12 protein-coding genes are annotated in these 15175 nt (G+C 47.6%); 6 read left to right on the top strand and 6 right to left on the bottom strand.

Going from position 1 to position 15175, the window contains the following annotated elements; all coding sequences use genetic code 11:
• Positions 1 to 20 precede the first annotated feature (20 nt).
• A complete protein-coding gene (locus tag NL644_RS02605; RefSeq protein WP_114322868.1) occupies positions 21 to 800 on the bottom strand; it encodes a helix-turn-helix transcriptional regulator in 780 nt (259 codons plus the stop codon).
• A gap of 21 nt (positions 801 to 821) precedes the next feature.
• The gene (locus NL644_RS02600; RefSeq protein WP_025557905.1) at positions 822 to 1355 is read right to left on the bottom strand and encodes a YbhB/YbcL family Raf kinase inhibitor-like protein; all 534 of its coding nucleotides are present in this window, start codon (positions 1353 to 1355) and stop codon (positions 822 to 824) included.
• Positions 1356 to 1543: 188 nt separating this feature from the next.
• Here NL644_RS02600 and NL644_RS02595 point away from each other — a divergent pair, with 188 nt between their 5' ends.
• Complete coding sequence (locus tag NL644_RS02595; protein ID WP_114322867.1) at positions 1544 to 2335, top strand: PhzF family phenazine biosynthesis protein; 792 nt, start codon at positions 1544 to 1546, stop codon at positions 2333 to 2335.
• An 85-nt stretch (positions 2336 to 2420) separates the two neighbouring features.
• Here the strand turns inward: NL644_RS02595 and NL644_RS02590 are convergent, their stop codons facing one another.
• Positions 2421 to 3455 carry a lactonase family protein gene (locus tag NL644_RS02590; RefSeq protein WP_114322866.1) on the bottom strand — a complete coding sequence of 345 codons (1035 nt, stop codon included), beginning with the start codon at positions 3453 to 3455 and terminating at the stop codon, positions 2421 to 2423.
• Between the two features lie 406 nt (positions 3456 to 3861).
• Between NL644_RS02590 and NL644_RS02585 the strand changes: the two genes are divergently transcribed.
• From NL644_RS02585 to NL644_RS02575, 3 genes are read left to right on the top strand one after another with little or no spacing between them, the layout of a single operon-like run.
• Positions 3862 to 4809 carry an HlyD family secretion protein gene (locus NL644_RS02585; RefSeq protein ID WP_025442935.1) on the top strand — a complete coding sequence of 316 codons (948 nt, stop codon included), beginning with the start codon at positions 3862 to 3864 and terminating at the stop codon, positions 4807 to 4809.
• A gap of 4 nt (positions 4810 to 4813) precedes the next feature.
• The gene (locus NL644_RS02580) at positions 4814 to 5740 is read left to right on the top strand and encodes an ABC transporter ATP-binding protein (protein WP_047725664.1); all 927 of its coding nucleotides are present in this window, start codon (positions 4814 to 4816) and stop codon (positions 5738 to 5740) included.
• Positions 5740 to 6837, top strand: a complete 1098-nt coding sequence (locus NL644_RS02575) for an ABC transporter permease (protein WP_005498311.1) — start codon at positions 5740 to 5742, stop codon at positions 6835 to 6837. The genes NL644_RS02580 and NL644_RS02575 overlap by 1 nt, the downstream gene beginning before the upstream one ends.
• Positions 6838 to 6947: 110 nt before the next feature.
• Here the strand turns inward: NL644_RS02575 and NL644_RS02570 are convergent, their stop codons facing one another.
• The 3 genes from NL644_RS02570 to fdhF form a co-directional block, all read right to left on the bottom strand.
• Positions 6948 to 7319, bottom strand: coding sequence for a hypothetical protein (locus tag NL644_RS02570; protein ID WP_005487881.1), 372 nt, complete (start codon positions 7317 to 7319; stop codon positions 6948 to 6950).
• Positions 7320 to 7495: 176 nt separating this feature from the next.
• Positions 7496 to 8437, bottom strand: a complete 942-nt coding sequence (locus NL644_RS02565; protein ID WP_181869476.1) for an endonuclease/exonuclease/phosphatase family protein — start codon at positions 8435 to 8437, stop codon at positions 7496 to 7498.
• 78 nt (positions 8438 to 8515) lie between these two features.
• Positions 8516 to 12784: a formate dehydrogenase subunit alpha gene (fdhF, locus tag NL644_RS02560; protein WP_114322864.1), complete on the bottom strand. Its 4269-nt coding sequence runs from the start codon at positions 12782 to 12784 to the stop codon at positions 8516 to 8518.
• A 244-nt stretch (positions 12785 to 13028) separates the two neighbouring features.
• On the opposite strand from fdhF, the gene NL644_RS02555 reads away from it, so the two are divergent.
• Positions 13029 to 13448 (top strand): hypothetical protein, encoded by a 420-nt coding sequence (locus NL644_RS02555; RefSeq protein WP_114322863.1) that lies wholly within the window; start codon positions 13029 to 13031, stop codon positions 13446 to 13448.
• A 218-nt stretch (positions 13449 to 13666) separates the two neighbouring features.
• A complete protein-coding gene (locus NL644_RS02550) occupies positions 13667 to 15088 on the top strand; it encodes a TolC family protein (protein WP_168187777.1) in 1422 nt (473 codons plus the stop codon).
• Positions 15089 to 15175 lie beyond the last annotated feature (87 nt).

Below are 15175 nucleotides of genomic sequence, written 5' to 3'. Positions count from 1 at the left end.
CCAAACCGCAATATTAAGTACTAACTGACGACAGTTTTTATGTACTCGCTGGGCGTTAAACCAAACTTGCCTTTAAATCGTTGGCTAAAACGCCCTTCCGATTGATAGCCACACAACTGCGCGAGTAACGCAACGTTGTATGAACCATTTTGCATCAGGTAGAGTGCGTGATTTAAGCGCACTTCTGCCAGCACTTCGCGATACTGAGTGCCCTCTTGCTTGAGTTTGCGTATCAACGTTGCTCGGCTCATAGCAAAGCGCTCAGCAACAAATTCCAAAGGGTGGTCATCGCCCGGAGAGCGTGACAGATAGCGGCTGAGTTTCTGACTGAACGAGGTATTGGAACTCGAGAAAAGCCGATGCAATAGTCCTCGCTCTGCTAGCTGCTGATACAACCCCATCATCCAATAACGTTGCGTCGCTTCACTTAAACTTTCCCGTTCAAAAGAAAACAAGGCATTTAATGTCGCTTGCAGTGCTTTGTCTGTCTCCACCGCTGGGACATAATTTCCCAATGCATTACTCATACTCAGCTCTAACATTTCAACGCTAGGTACACAGTGAAAACTGAACATTCGTGAGAGAAAACGCCCTTGTTGAGGAAGGTTTTCAAAATTCAGCGAAGCGTTTGCTTCACAAAGCATGATGTTAGGATGAAGAATATCAAACGCTTCGTCTTTCCAAAACAGACGCTTACTCCCTTTAATGATCTGGATAATACTCGGGGAGTGAATCCTGACGTTACGCAGCTTTTGCTGCTGCTCCGCACGAAACAGCGTCACTTGATATTGATGCCCCATCTTCTCCCCTTAAGTATTTGTTTATCGCGTGTAAGTCGCGGTTAACTGCGCGTTGTCCAATGCGACACTATTCAACGTAAATCCCACAACCGCCGCTGGCGTGTTCTCATCCAAGTTCAACTTATCACTCGGCAGCGCCCAAACGGTAAACTGGTAGCGGTGCATACCATCTTTTTCTGGAGGACATGCGCCGCCAAAACCAGTAGTACCGTAATCGATACGAGACTCCTTACCGCCGAGCTTACTGATATCAACGCCACGAGGCAGCTCGTTAACCGAGGCTGGAATATCAAACGCTATCCAATGCCAAAAACCACTGCCTGTTGGTGCATCAGGATCGTACGCGGTAATCGCAAAACTTTTTGTACCCTTTGGAACGTCTTTCCACATCAGTTGTGGAGACTGGTTCGCACCATCACATCCCCAACCTGAATATTCAAATGTCTTCGCCATTGGATGACCTTCTTGAATATCTTTGCTCGTTAGTTCAAAAGCATGGGCAGAGCCGATAACCAAAACGCTAAGGGCCAAAACAGACTTGTGAATCGCTTTCATGTGTTTCTTCCTTTCAATGAGTTCAATTCAAGTCTATTCATCAACCCAAGCCAGGGCACACCAATAAGTATCATAAAACATAAAATCATCGTCCATTTTGAAACTTTAAGATTCTAACATAAATTTCTTATTTTCTGAGTTGCATCTGGTTTATGCTAACTAACCACTTATAGAACAAGGAAGACAAAATGGAACTGGATATCTTCGTCGTTGACGCATTTACAGACACGCAATTTAAAGGCAACTCAGCCGCAGTTGTACCCTTGCAAGAGTGGTTAGAACCAGATCTAATGCAAAACATTGCAGCGGAAAACAACCTCTCTGAAACCGCGTTTGTTAAAGCGATTGGTACGAATCAATATGAAGTACGCTGGTTTTCGCCACTCACAGAAATCGACTTTTGTGGACATGCAACGCTCGCCGCTGCTATGGTGTTGTTCGACCAACTAGGCGTTACAGGAAGTATTGAGTTTCATACATTAAAAGTGGGCACCTTAACCGTAATTAAGAACGCACTTGGCAAGATTGAAATGACATTTCCGACAAGAGCGCCACACCCCGTCAACGCCATTCCTACGCAATTAATTGAGGGATTAAACTGCGAAGTAACACACGTACTGCTTAGCCCGCAAGCTTACTTCGTCATCGTGGAAGATGAGCAAACCGTTTTCGATGTTCAATATCGATCCGACCAACTGAAACAACTCGCCCCTTACGATGTCGTCGTCACATCAAAAAGCAGTCAATACGACTTTGTATCTCGCTACTTTTGGCCAGCAAACGGCGGAGATGAAGACCCTGTCACAGGATCAATCCACGCAGGCTTAGCACCATATTGGGCGCAAGAGCTCGGCAAAGCATCTTTAGTGGCGTATCAAGCATCAGCGCGTGGTGGCGTTCTGTACTGCGAAGTCAAGGAGGATTGCGTCAATGTATCTGGAGATGGTGTGTTGTATATGAAAGGCAAAATTTACGTCTAACTGTACGTTGAAGATTGGCGTTAACTGTTTTTATCCTGAAAGCCTAGCCGCCCGCTAGGCTTTTCTATTTCCTGTTGTTTCAGCGTTAATCGTTACAAAGGTGTTCGACAATACACACTGGAGAGCCTATCTCACAGTCATAACCCGTTGCAGTAATTTCCCCTGTTTGAGGATTTCGACGAAAGCTCACCACATTGTTGGAATGTTGATTGGCAACCAGCAACCACTTTTGATCACGAGACAACACAAAATCTCGTGGAAAAGCCCCTTCACAGTGAATGGCTGCTCGCCTTTTTGGCGTATCGCCAGACACATTAAACACACTGATTTTGTTCTGAGCTCGGCAAGAGACATACAAAAACGTTTCATCTTGCGAAAGACGAATCGCCGCCGCCGCTTGCTGATTCTCTTCCCCTTCTAATAATTCTGTTTGATTCGAGATAAGCCACTTATCTTGGTGCTTAACCAGAACAATCAAGGTTTCTGACAGTTCGCAAACCACATACGCTGTCGACTCTTGTTGGTTAAACACCACATGGCGCGGTCCCGAACCTGCGGGTAAATGAATCACTTGCGACAGTGAAAAATCCGACTGTTGAGCCTCGTAATCATAAATAAGGACGCTATCGCTGCCTAAGTCTACGACAACCAATTGATCACTGTGCTTTAAAAACGTGACTTGATGAGCGTGAGGAGAAGTTTGGCGCTCTAAATTCGGCCCGCATCCATCAACGTATAAATCCGTCAACAAACCAAGCGGTTTACCATCGCGATCCAATTGAAATACGCTAACATTTCCAGAGCCATAATTAGCAACCGCCAACAACGGTTCTTTGATATCCAAATGACACGGATAATCGCCATTAATCGGCAAAGAGACGGATTCACTACCGCGAAAAAACGCGAGCTCTGCACCTTCATTTCTATCCATTTCGCTAAACGTATACAGCCCGTGTTCGGTGATCGTGAGATAGGACGGATTACGTTGAACAGCAACATCGTCAAGCCGAGTCAGTTCACCCGTTTCAGTGTTCAGCGATACACGCGCAATGCCCGTGCTCGTACTCGGTGGGTTGGTGTAAGTGCCAATATAAAAATGCACGTGACCAGTTGTTGTCATGGATGGCCTTATATGAGTGATTCGTATTATTCAACACCTTGCCTATTGTCATGGCCGACCGCAATCCATTTTACGAATCAACCACTTAAAATGTGAAGTGATTTCTAATTCAGAATCAATTGACAACTTGCAGCCTCAACTAGCCTAGTGTTTATCGCTGGGCATTTAATTTTACTTATCAGGAAAAACCTGACCTCGTTCAAGGTTTTTTCATTCCACCTCGCGACAAGCTTGTTCCAACGCTAAGCCTCTCTATTTAAAAAGAATCGCTTGTAGATAAAATGCTAAGCTCTAAAAAGAAATCGTTATGGATGGCAGTTAGCGACGGGTTGGCAGGCTCAATCAACACGCTCCCGTTCACAAGTTATCTATTCATGCATTACTTCTTCAAAGGAAGCACCGCACTATGAAGCGAATCATTTTTGGCACATTGGTTATTGCCCTTTTAAGTGCCTGTTCAAAAGATAACACGCACCAAGCGCTTGGCACTTTAGAACGTGACCGCGTAACGTTCACTGCAACATCTAATGAGATAATTAGAGCCCTTCCTGTCAAAGAAGGCAGCTTGGTCAGTGAAGGGGAAGTGTTGGTTCAGCTCGATACCAAGAATCAACAAGCCGTTCTTGCACACGCCGTTGCCGAGCAAGCCAAAGCGGGAGCGTATTTGCTTAAATTGACCAATGGTGAACGTCCAGAAGACATTGCTGCCGCATCGGCACGCGTAGCCCGAGCGGAAGCGCAGCTCACCGAAGCGCAGAAAAACTATCAACGCAAAGCAGAACTGGTGCGTAAAAAGCTCATCAGCCAATCCGAAAAAGATTCCGCTCTTGCGGCAAGGGACTCTGCGAGAGCGGAATTAGACTCAGCAAAAGAAGAGTTCAGTAAGCTCACCGCAGGTTCTCGCCTAGAAGACATCGAACAAGCTAAAGCCGCTTTAATGGCGGCAAAAGCCGAAGTGGCGTTGCAAGAGCAAAAACTGGCAGAACTCACCATCACGGCCACGCGTGACGGTACGCTCGATAATTTGCCTTACAACCTTGGCGAACGCGTACCAGTGAACGGTGTGGTTGCCGTGATTCAAGCCAACCGCGTGCCGTATGCGCGAGTGTATGTTCCTGCCGATTATCGAATAGGGTTTATTCCTGGGAAAACCGTGACGGTAAATGTCGATGGCCTGGAGAGTCCATTACAAGGCACCGTTCGTTGGGTGGCTAGTGAGCCGTCATTCACGCCCTACTTCGCACTAACCGAAGAAGAACGTTCACGATTGATGTATCTAGCAGAAGTTGATTTACCTGAGTCTGCAAAAACGTTGCCGTCCGGTGTGCCTGCCCAAGTAGATTTGGTGGAGTAAGCCAATGACCGAGTATGCAATTCAAGCTCAAAATGTAGTCAAAAAGTTCGGCGACTTTACTGCTATCAATAACATCACACTCAACGTGCCCAAAGGCAGCATTTACGGATTTTTGGGGCCAAATGGTTGCGGTAAGTCGACCACCATTCGTGTGCTCACCGGTCTTCTCAGTCCAAGCGAAGGCAGTGTGGATGTGCTTGGATTAGAAATCCCAAAACAATCCGAACAACTGCGGCTCAAAATTGGTTACATGACACAAAAGTTCTCGTTGTACGATGACCTATCCGTTCAAGAGAACCTCGAATTTATTGGGCAAATTTTTGGTTTAAGCAGCAAGTCGCTGAAAGAGCGGATAGAAGAGCAGCTCACCACTTACGGGTTGGATCAATTGCGCAAACAGCGCGTAAGCGGCATGAGTGGCGGACAAAAGCAGCGTCTTTCACTCGCCGCCGCGACCATGCATAAACCCGAACTGCTATTTTTGGATGAGCCGACATCCGCCGTTGACCCCGAAAATCGACGCGATTTTTGGGAGCAGTTGTTCGACTTGTGCGATCAAGGTACGACGATTTTGGTCACCACGCATTACATGGACGAAGCGGAACGCTGCCACCGTCTGGCGATCATGGAATCGGGCGAAATTCGTGCCGATGGCGAGCCCGAACAGTTAATGGAACAGATGGGCGTTAATATCATTGAGGTGAAAGCCGACAAACTTCGTGAACTCAAAGAAAAGCTGATTCAACGTGACGAAGTTCGCTCTGCGGCGCAGTTGGGGATTCGTTTACGCATCCTTATCCACCAGCATGTCGAGCAACCGATTGAATGGTTAAAGCAGACGTTTCCCGAACTTCAAAACACTGAAATGAACCACGCTCGCCCAAGCTTAGAAGATGTTTTTGTCAGCGTGACAGGGAAAGGCCGCCAATGATGAAACCTATCGCCCGCATGAAAGCCGTCATGATCAAAGAGATTCGCCAACTTTCCCGTGACCGAATCACATTTGGCATGGTGGTGATGATCCCGCTTATCCAGCTTTTGTTGTTCGGCTTTGCAATCAATACGGACATTCGCAACATTCCGGTAGGTGTTGTCGACCAAAGTGGCAGCACCGCCGGACGGATCATTACCCAGTCCGTCAAAGTCACTCAAGTGGTGGATATCAAAGAAACCTATGCCACCGCGCAAGAGGCTGAACAAGCGATTCAAGATGGTATTGTGCGCGCCGTGCTGATTTTGCCAAGCGATCTCACGCAACGCATGATGCAAGGTCGGGAGCTTGGGCAGTGGATTGTGGATGGGTCAGATACCATGATCAGCTCGGCAATATTGTCGTTGCAAACCATGCCATTGACCGATTTTGATTTCGAGATTCGCCCAGCGCCAAGCAAAACATTCGAAGTCGCACTCTACTACAACCCAAGTCGGCGTTCTGCGGTCAACATCGTACCCGGCTTACTCGGTGTGATTCTCACCATGACGATGATTTTGTTCACCAGTGCCGCGATTGTACGAGAACGTGAACGGGGAAATTTGGAGCTATTGATCACCACGCCCATCCACTCGATAGAGCTAATGGTGGCGAAAATCGTGCCGTATATCTTTGTCGGCTTAATTCAGGTTTTCATCATTCTAGGGTTGGGACATTGGATTTTCGGCGTACCAATTAATGGTGCAATCAGCCAAATTCTGTTTGGAACCTTGTTGTTTATCGCCGCCAGCTTAACTTTAGGATTGGTCATATCCACCATCGCCACAACACAGCTTCAAGCGATGCAAATGACAGTGTTCATTCTTCTGCCTTCAATTCTGCTGTCTGGATTTATGTTCCCTTACGAGGGCATGCCAGTCGCAGCACAGTGGATTTCAGAAGCCCTGCCCGCCACTCACTTTATGCGCATGATTCGAGGCATAGTGTTGCGAGGAGCGGATCTGATGGACTTATGGCGAGATACCCTTTGGTTGCTCGGGTTTACCGTATTTGGATTGGTCGTCGCGTCATTAAGGTTTAAGAAATCGCTCGATTAAAGTTGCCCATTTTTTCTCTTTCGCAGAAACAAAAATAGCCTCGACAATGAGGCTATTTTTGTTTGGAAATTTGAATGTCTTACCGACAATGCTCAATGGCACGATTCGGTTTAGTAATATTCACCAAAAGAACAATCGCGTAAGTCAGAAATGCTGTAATTCTTCAACGAGTTAATTTTGAAGTTAAAAACCACTTCTTTACACACCATCCCGTCTCGGTCGGTATAGGTGATGAACCCTTCACTGTAAGCACGTTTGCCATCAGAGGATTTAACATGCGCAGCAAGCTCTAAATGCCCTTTGTGAGCCTCTACGCGGTTCATCATTTCAAACACATCCATCCACTCTTCGCGATTTGCCATTTGTATCAACATGGATTTGGCCTGTGTTTCCAACTGCTGCGGATACACGTAATAACGGTTGTAACCAAAGTATGCGCACATCAGTAATAGAACGAGTGCAAATGAGGTTGTTCTTGTCATGCAAGCTGCCTCTTGTTGTTATAAAAACTCTGCTTCGTTAATTCAGTATAGGAAGCGAGCAAAGTTTAGGTTATAGAACTTGCTCAAATAACAGAGGATCGTCAGAGACAGTCAATTCTATGACAAGCTCAGCACAGGTTTAACTTATGCAACACAACAAATTCTAAGGGCTTTAACTATGGAATATGCACACCGATCTGGGTTGTCACCATGCGGTGATCTGAGCCTTGTGGTAAAGCAGAGGATTCACGAGAGCAGATGATTCGCTGTCCTTGCTCAGATTTTAGCCACAAATGATCAATACCTATCATCATCGGCTCTGGCACGTTGATGCCTTTGATGTTAGTTGGCCAGCTCGTCACTGGCGCGGTTTGAAAACTCAGGAACAGCGTAGCAAAACGAGGGCTAACCGAGGAGAGATTGAAATCCCCCACAACCAACACCTCTGGCTCGGGATAAAGCGCGGTCAGCATTTCTATAGTTCGCACCAGCGCATTTCTTTGATGCCAAAGCTCGCTGGTTCTTGGTGACGGTGGATGAGCCGCAAACAAAGTGATCGGTGCTTGACCTTTAGGCAACCAAACCGCTCTGATGACTTCTTGTCCATTTGGCGCACGATAAACCGAAACCTCCGTGATCGGGTGTCGGCTAAGAATCATCAAATTTGATGGGTACCCTACGTCACGTTGGCCACCATAATAATGCGGATAGATATCATCCAACATGTGCAAGACGCTGCCAACATGCGGCGTCAGCTCTTGCATCACCACCAAATCAGCAGGATGCCTCAACAGATAGTTGATGAACTGATTGATGTCTGAGTTTTCGTAAAAAAGATTGAATTGAATGACGCTCAAAGACTGCGGGCAAGACGCCACATGGCTGCGCTGCGACGGAACAAGGAGCGAGACAAACAAAATAGCGACAAAGGCAGAAAATGCACTTTGCAACCATCGACGAGTGATGAAAAACGCCGAGGCTAACACAACGTAAGTGAACACAATGAGGGCGGGAATCGAGGTAAGATTCTCCGCCCACCAAATATGTTCAATTTGCCTGACCGCCAGCCAAATAAGAGCGGGTAGAAGCAATATGACCCACTTAAAAACGCTCGACACACGCACTGCTCGTTTCGCTATTACATATCATAAGCTTAAATGCAATTTCTCAACTCGCCAGTGCGTGAAGCGTTGATGTTAGACGTGGTGTACCGCCTCCTCGACAGGCTCTGGTTGAGCGGCCGTTTCACTGATTTCAATCTTCACCGCTGCGACTTTGAATTCAGGAATTTTCGCATGCGGGTCCGTAGCCGTAGTCGTCAAGCGGTTGACTGGCGACTCAACGAAATGGAACGGGATAAACACGACGCCTTTTTGCATTCGCTTGGTCACAAACGCATCAATTTCGATGCTGCCACGACGAGTCGACACTTTTAGGCGCTGACCATTATGGATACCAATTGCTTCGGCATCTTCAACACTGATCATCGCTCTTGGCCCAGCAAGGTTATCCAACCCTTTCGTTTTGCGTGTCATCGTACCGGTATGGAACTGTTCTAGCACACGCCCTGTTGTAAGCACCAAAGGATACTCTTCATCAGGCAACTCGGCTGCATAACGGAACGGCACGCCCACCATTTGCCCTTTCCCTCGGGTAAATTGGGTTTGGTGCATAATACGAGTACCGTTTGGATTGTTCTTGTTACTTGGCCATTGAACACCGTTCGGCGTGATCGCGTCCCAACGTAATCCTGCATATTGCGGCGTTACACGCGCGATCTCGCTAGTGATTTCAGAAACGCACTGGTAATGCCAATCGCTGCCCATCGCGTTTGCGATGGCTTGAATGATCCACCAATCTTCTTTCGCCTCATCCGGCGCTTTCACTGCCGCATTAACGCGCTGCACGCGGCGCTCAGTATTGGTGAAGTGACCGGATTTTTCCGCAAATGAACAAGAAGGCAATACCACATCGGCGTACTGCGCCGTCTCGGTGAGGAAGATGTCTTGCACGACCAAGAAGTCGAGTGCTTCCAACCCTTCAATCACGTGTGCTTGGTTTGGATCGCTCAGTACTGGGTTTTCGCCCATGATGTACATCCCGCGAACTTCTCGTTTGCACGCCGCATCGATGATTTCCGTTAGGGTAAGCCCTTGCTCAGAAGGTAAGTTCGGCGCATCCCACTCAATCGCGAATTTCTGACGAACAATCGGGTTATACACTTTTTGATATCCCGGATAACAGTTCGGTAAAGCGCCCATATCACACGCACCTTGTACGTTTGATTGACCGCGCAGTGGGTTAATACCCCCCCCCTCAATACCGATGTTGCCACACAACAATTGCAGGTTTGCAATCGAACGAACGTTATCGTGCCCTGTTGTATGCTGGGTAATACCCATTGAGTAATACACCGCCGTGCGTTTTGCCGTACCGATCATTCGCGCCATCGCGAAAATATCGTCCGCTTTTACGCCCGTCACTAACTCAACTTTGTCTAGGTTGTACGCTGGCGACATCACCTCTTGAAGCAAGGTATCAAAGCCGTCGACGCGCTCTTCGATGTATTCTTGATCATACCAACCATTTTTGATGATTTGCTGCATCACACCGTTGAGCAACATAACATCCGTGCCCGGTCGATGCGCTAAGTACAGCTCTGCATGTTCGGCCATGTCCACTCGTTTCGGGTCTGCCACAATCAAGCGTGCCCCGTGATGACGAATCGCCTGCTTGATGTGCGAAGCGATGATCGGGTGCGCAGATGTGGTGTCAGAACCGATAATAAAGATCACATCGGAATGCTTAATGCTTGGAATGTCGTTGGTCATCGCACCACTCCCCAACGATGCTTCAAGCCCTGTCACACTTGATGCGTGACACAAACGTGCGCAGTGATCAACGTTGTTCGTACCAAGTTCACGACGGATGAATTTTTGAAATGCGTAGTTATCTTCGTTAGTGGTTTTCGCTGAAGAGAATCCGGCCAGTGCGTTGCTACCAAAATCTTGCTTGATCGTCGAAAGCTTCGAAGCCACGAGCTGAATCGCTTCGTCCCAACTTGCTGGCTGCAACCAACCATCTTTACGAATCAGTGGTGTCGTTAAACGCTCTTCGCTGCTAATGAAATCAAAACCGAAACGGCCTTTCACGCACAGCATACCTTGGTTAACCGGCGAATCCGCCCCTTTTACATAGCGGATTTTGTTTTGTTGCTCATCGACAAACATGGTCAACTTACAACCCACACCACAATAGGTACAAATGGTATCGACGGCTTTTAGCTGTTCGGTTCTGCCTTGAGAGCGGTCACGGCTGTCCACCATCGCGCCCGTTGGACATGCCTGAACACACGCCCCACATTGCACGCATTTTGAATCGCCCATGAGCGTCAAACCGCTGCAACCTACGCCTTTTTCATCGGAGCGGAATCGTGGACGATCATCTGGTCTTAAAGCTGGTCGGCCATTTTTATCCGACACAAAACTCAACACACCATGTACCGCTTGCTCGCGGCATGCTTGAATACACTGACCACAACTGATGCAGCGGTTAGCATCAAATTCAATGAACTCAGAACTGCGGTCTACTTCGTATTTATGACGAAGATCTTTCGCACGTAAATCGAGCCAATCTTGATGACCAATCACGTTAGCAGAGGAAACGTCCACGGAAACATCGAAATGTTGCTCGGCATGATATTCCGTTGAGTAATCTCGCAAGGCACAGTCGGTATTCGCTTGGCAACCACACTCTAAGCAGCGCGCCGCTTCTTTCATGGCCTCTTCGTTATCAAAGCCCAGTTCCACTTCAGCAAAACTCTGCTCACGCTGTGCTGGCGTCAATTCCGGCATGATTGAACGAGCAACTTTTTGGATATTTTCGAAATGAAGTGGGTCAACCTGCGCCAGTTTTTTCTCTTTACGAGAGTTGAACGCTGGTTTCGGCATGTCCGCCATATCGCCATCGAGGAACAGATCAATCGCTTTTGCCGCAACTCGCCCATCTCCCACTGCTTCAACCGCTGTTGCAGGACCACGACGAAAATCACCGATACTGAAGATATTGCCCGTACCCGTGTGCATGGTTTGCGAGTCGGACTCAGATGTGTCCCAACGCGTGAGTGGAATAGACAGATCATCGTTTTCTAAGAAGCTGAGATCCGGCTTTTGCGATACCGCTGCAATCACGGTATCAAATGCTACAGTAAAGAACTCACCCGTTGGTTTCGGACTACGACGACCAGACGCATCTGGCTCACCTAACGCCATTCGTTCTAATCGAATTGCCTTCACGCGGCCGTTTTCATCCGCGATGTTTTCCGCCGGATTCGTTAAGAAATGGAACTTCACGCCCTCATGTTCAGCTTCGACGATTTCGTAGTCTTCGGCTGGCATTTCGTCACGAGTTCGACGATAGATCAAAGTGGTATCGGCACCCGCACGACGCGCCGTACGCGCACAGTCGATCGCAGTGTTACCACCACCAATCACGGCAACTTTTTTGCCCGTAACGTAGTTTTGCTCTGTAACGTAATCTTTCAGGTAATCAACACCGAGGTAGCAACCGTCCAACTCGCTACCAGGATAATTCATTTCTACCGCTTGAGACGCCCCCACAGCCAAACAGACGGCATCGTAGTCTTCACTCAATTGAGACAGCGTGAAATCAACACCAAGCTTTTTGTTGGTTTCAACTTGCATGCCGTTGCGGCACATCAGTTCGATTTCTTTGTCTAGAATGTCTTTAGGTAGGCGATATTCAGGAATGCCATAGCGTAGCCAACCGCCTGCTTTTGGCATGGACTCAAATACGGTGACGTCATAACCTTCATTCGACAAGTAATAACCTGCCGTTAAGCCACCGGGGCCACTACCAACAACGGCGATCTTGCGATGCTTCGCTGGTTTTTTCTCTGGGACATACGCTTCATGCGCCGCTAAATCTGCGTCTGCGGCATGGCGTTTGAGTTGGCGAATGGCAATCGGCTCATCCACCAAAGAACGGCGACACTCACTTTCGCAGAATGCCGGACACACACGCCCAATCGATAACGGCATTGGTAGTGTGCGTTTAATAACTTCAATCGCTTTTTGATGATCGTTTTGCGAGATATGGTAGAGATAAGATTGGATGTCTACCCCAGCAGGACACGCCGTTTTGCATGGAGCTTCACAGTCTGCGTAGTGGTCCGTCATGATTCGGTTGAGCGCTTTTCTGCGGTGCTCACTAAGTTGTTCTGATTGTGTGACGACATTGAGACCGCGGTACACTTTGAGATCACAGGCGCGCTTAGTTCCGCCACTTTCCACTTCGACAACACACAAATCACACGGAATTTTCTCGTTACTTTTGTTCATTCCGCACAGTGAAGGGATTTCGACCCCACACACTTTGGCTGCTTCCAGAAGGGTTAGCCCCTCTTCTACAATTCTATATTTTCCATCGATGACAATTTCTATCATACAACCCCCGAAGCAGGCATACTAAACCTTACATTCTATAAGGATAAACCCTACCATGGAAAATTTGTGTGACAAAAAACTCACTAGCGAGATATTTCTTAGCGATTAATATGTCCAATTGACTTTAAGATGTAGAACTCATTATCTCGAAGTGGGTTCGGTATAATCCTTGACTTTACCCTTAGGGTAACCTTTATTATTTAGGGGTTACTCGATATATAAGCTCATTTTGACTGGAAACCGTATGCGTCTGAAATCATTGCATACAATTTGGCTAACGTTATGTACAACGCTGATACTACTGGTATCTAGCGTGGTTAACAGCGCGCCTTTAATGAATATCAAAATGATGTCGAGTGATGTCATGATGTCAGCTCACATGACGGAAATGGCAAGCGAGAACGATCACTGCGGCTCACCGAGTATGAGCATGGAGATGGCCTCATCGTTGAGCTCCGACTCTGCAGAGATTACCATGAGCTGTGTTGATGGCTCCGGTATGATCCACAATTGCTGTACAGCATCTTGCTCATTCGTTTTTGTCCCATTACCAGTCACTGACAGCCAGCTCTCCCCATTGGCTTGTCGCGCATCCATTGCCTCAGAAATTACCGCACCAGTGGTACAAGTCACCCATGATTTGTATCGGCCTCCGATAGTTTAATCCATACAAAGCATTCGACCCTGCATCGCTTTGCAGGCAGTTTCTTTGCGCCCAACTGATAGCGTGCTCACCTCAGCTATTCGCTCGTAACTCCATTTGTTACCTGCTATTTAGCGATAAAAAAGTGCGTCATCCGTTTGGCAAATACCAACGCTCTCCCGCTCGGTTCAATCGATCCCGAAACGCAAAAGAGCTTGGTATCAATTTGGATGTAAATTATGGAATTCAACCCAAATCGCTTAGTGGCACCAGTATGCTCACTGGCTCTGGTTGCCCTACCTGCTTTCAATGTGGTGGCACAATCGCCAGCCAATACGAAAGCACAACAAGAAGCGCAAGCTCAATCAATCCAAGCTCAGTCAACCAATGAGCTAGCAAACCTCATTAGCGTTGCGTTGAGTAACGATGGCAACCGTAAGCAGTTCTATGCTCAATCGGAAGCCATGCGTGAAACAGGCGTAGCCAGCGCAACCTTGATGGACCCGAAATTGAAAGTCGGTTTTGGTGGTTTGCCTGTCGATAGCTTCAAATTTGACGAGGATCCGATGACCAATATCTCCGTCGGTTTGATGCAACAGTTCGAACGTGGCTCGACGCTCGATCTTCAACAAAAGAAAGCCAATCAACAAGCCGATGGTTTGTCGTTGCAAGTTCACGCACGGGAGCTTGAAGTGGCAAACAGCATGACTCAGCTTTGGTTGGAGTTGGGCTATCAGCAGAAAGCAGAGCAAATTTTGCTAGAAAACCGTCGGCTCATGACGGAGATGGAAAACTTCATTCAAACCAATTACTCAATCGGCAAAAGCGAAGCGCAAGATTTACTGAATGCACAGCTTCAAGTGAGTAAGTTGGATGAAAAGCTGCAAGCCAACGCACAAATGCAGCGCCGTTTGGTCTCGCAACTCTCAGAATGGCTGGGCTCTGACTGGCTCAATACCTATACCCAAAACGGACGCTCAACACTTCAAGCCAGCAACACACTGACTTGGGCGTCATTAAACCAAAAGTTGTCTGCAAATAACGAAACGACCAAGCACTACCAACAGTTGAGTGAGCACCCGATGGTAAAAATGGCAGACGTAAGTATTTCTGCCAATGAAACTCAAGTGGACATTGCAGAGCAAGCTTACACACCTCAATTCGGTGTGGAAGTGATGTATGCCTATCGTCAAGCCAACAATATGAAAGGCGAACCTGCATCGGATTTGGTGAGCGCGTATCTAACAATGGACATTCCCCTGTTCACTGGTAATCGCCAAGACCGCAACTTAGCCGCCGCGCAGTATCAAGTGGGTGCTGCTCGCTCACAAAAAGATACGTTACTGACTCAGATGAACGCGAAGGTCAACACATTGCTGGTTGATCGCGCTAACTTGAGTCAGCGTTTAGAGCGTTATCAATCCACCTTACTTCCCCAAGTTCAAGCTCGTATTCACGCGGTAGAAAGGGGCTATCAAAACAACACCGCACAGTTTAACGATGTGATCATGGCAAGCACAGACGAGCTGGCGCTAAAGCTCGAACAGCAACGTCTTATTACCGATTTAAACATCGTAAACAGCAACTTAGCGGCTTTATTGGGTGGTTTCGAATATCAAGTATCCACCCCCAACATCACGCCTGAAGCAAGCGCGAACTAAAACAAAAACATGAGAGAACCCAAGTTTGGGGACGATGGCGAATGCACACCAATAAGCAATCAACATCGCTGTCATGCCTCATGGGGA

This window comes from Vibrio sp. Y10_XG_PY6, assembly GCF_024181795.1.
Lineage (GTDB): Bacteria > Pseudomonadota > Gammaproteobacteria > Enterobacterales > Vibrionaceae > Vibrio > Vibrio diabolicus.
The sequence above is the reverse complement of the archived record's forward strand: the minus strand, read 5'-3'. Positions and strand labels throughout refer to the sequence as shown.